This window comes from Demequina litorisediminis, assembly GCF_030161615.1.
GTDB classification, from domain to species: domain Bacteria; phylum Actinomycetota; class Actinomycetes; order Actinomycetales; family Demequinaceae; genus Demequina; species Demequina litorisediminis.
Window position 1 is genome coordinate 1 of record NZ_BSUN01000004.1, and the last position, 2,080, is coordinate 2,080.

Annotated in this window: 1 tRNA gene and 2 rRNA genes; all 3 read left to right on the forward strand. The window is 54.1% G+C overall.

Annotated features, from left to right (window positions below):
* Positions 1-1,458, forward strand: a 16S ribosomal RNA gene (locus QQK48_RS18430); the annotation flags it as partial.
* A 66-nt stretch (positions 1,459-1,524) separates the two neighbouring features.
* Positions 1,525-1,596, forward strand: a tRNA-Ala gene (locus QQK48_RS18435).
* 173 nt (positions 1,597-1,769) lie between these two features.
* Positions 1,770-2,080: ribosomal RNA gene (locus QQK48_RS18440) — 23S ribosomal RNA — on the forward strand; the annotation flags it as partial.

Consider the following 2,080-nt stretch of genomic DNA (forward strand, 5'->3'; position numbering starts at 1 on the left):
GGGGAAGAGGTGGCAGAGTGGCGGACGGGTGAGTAACACGTGGGGAACCTACCCAGCAGCGGGGGATAACACTTGGAAACAGGTGCTAATACCGCATAAGTCCTTTTTTCCACCTGGAAGAAAGGGAAAAGGCGCTTTAAGCGTCACTGCTGGAGGGGCCCGCGGTGCATTAGCCAGTTGGTGAGGTAACGGCTCACCAAAGACGATGCATAGCCGACCTGAGAGGGTGATCGGCCACACTGGGACTGAGACACGGCCCAGACTCCTACGGGAGGCAGCAGTAGGGAATCTTCGGCAATGGACGCAAGCCTGACCGAGCAACGCCGCGTGAGTGAAGAAGGTTTTCGGATCAAAGCTCTGTTGTCAGCCAAGAACAGGAAGAAGAGGGAATGCTTTTTCTATGACGGTAGCTGACCAGAAAGCCACGGCTAACTACGTGCCAGCAGCCGCGGTAATACGTAGGTGGCAAGCGTTGTCCGGATTTATTGGGCGTAAAGCGAGCGCAGGCGGTTCGTTAAGTCTGATGTGAAAGCCCTCGGCTCAACCGAGGAGGGGCATTGGAAACTGGCGAACTTGAGTGCAGAAGAGGAAGTGGAATTCCATGTGTAGCGGTGAAATGCGTAGATATATGGAGGAACACCAGTGGCGAAGGCGACTTCTGGACTGTGACTGACGCTGAGGCTCGAAAGCGTGGGTAGCAAACAGGATTAGATACCCTGGTAGTCCACGCCGTAAACGATGAGTGCTAGGTGTTGGAGGGTTTCCGCCCTTCAGTGCTGCAGTTAACGCATTAAGCACTCCGCCTGGGGAGTACGACCGCAAGGTTGAAACTCAAAGGAATTGACGGGGGCCCGCACAAGCGGTGGAGCATGTGGTTTAATTCGAAGCAACGCGAAGAACCTTACCAGGTCTTGACATCCTTTGACCGCCCTAGAGATAGGGTTTCCCTTCGGGGCAAAGAGACAGGTGGTGCATGGTTGTCGTCAGCTCGTGTCGTGAGATGTTGGGTTAAGTCCCGCAACGAGCGCAACCCTTATGGCTAGTTGCCAGCATTCAGTTGGGCACTCTAGTCAGACTGCCGGTGACAAACCGGAGGAAGGTGGGGATGACGTCAAATCATCATGCCCCTTATGACCTGGGCTACACACGTGCTACAATGGGGAGTACAACGAGCGCGCAAGCCGCAAGGTGAGCGAATCTCTGAAAGCTTCTCTCAGTTCGGATTGCAGGCTGCAACTCGCCTGCATGAAGCCGGAATCGCTAGTAATCGCGGATCAGCATGCCGCGGTGAATCCGTTCCCGGGCCTTGTACACACCGCCCGTCACACCACGAGAGTTCGTAACACCCGAAGTCGGTGAGGTAACCGCAAGGAGCCAGCCGCCGAAGGTGGGACGATGATTGGGGTGAAGTCGTAACAAGGTAGCCGTATCGGAAGGTGCGGCTGGATCACCTCCTTTCTAAGGAAATACTACGGAATCTACAGGGGCGTTGTGCGCTTTGTTCAGTTTTGAGAGGTCTACCAAGGGGCCTTAGCTCAGCTGGGAGAGCGCCTGCTTTGCACGCAGGAGGTCAGCGGTCGATCCCGCTAGGCTCCATAACGATCGAAATAATCGTTGATTGTCCGTTCCTTGGAAAACTGGATAGAAAAAGAAACACACCAACCGAGTCGAAGGAAATCATGACCCATGGTTTCTTCGTTGAACAAGCTCGCAGGTCTTTGATCGCTCAAAGGATACCTGCGGGAACGGTCTGACCGAAGGTCGGATCAGGTTAAGTAAGAAAGGGCACACGGTGAATGCCCAGGCACTAGGAGCCGATGAAGGACGGGACCAACGCCGATATGCTCTGGGGAGCTGTAAGTAAGCTAGGATCCAGAGATTTCCGAATGGGGAAACCCGCATTTTTGATCGAATGCGGCTTGTTCTGTAAATACATAACAGGCAAGCGGAAGACGCAGGGAACTGAAACATCTTAGTACCTGCAGGAAGAGAAAGAAAGATCGATTCCCTGAGTAGCGGCGAGCGAAACGGGAAGAGCCCAAACCAAGGTGCTTGCATCTTGGGGTTGTAGGACGTTTTA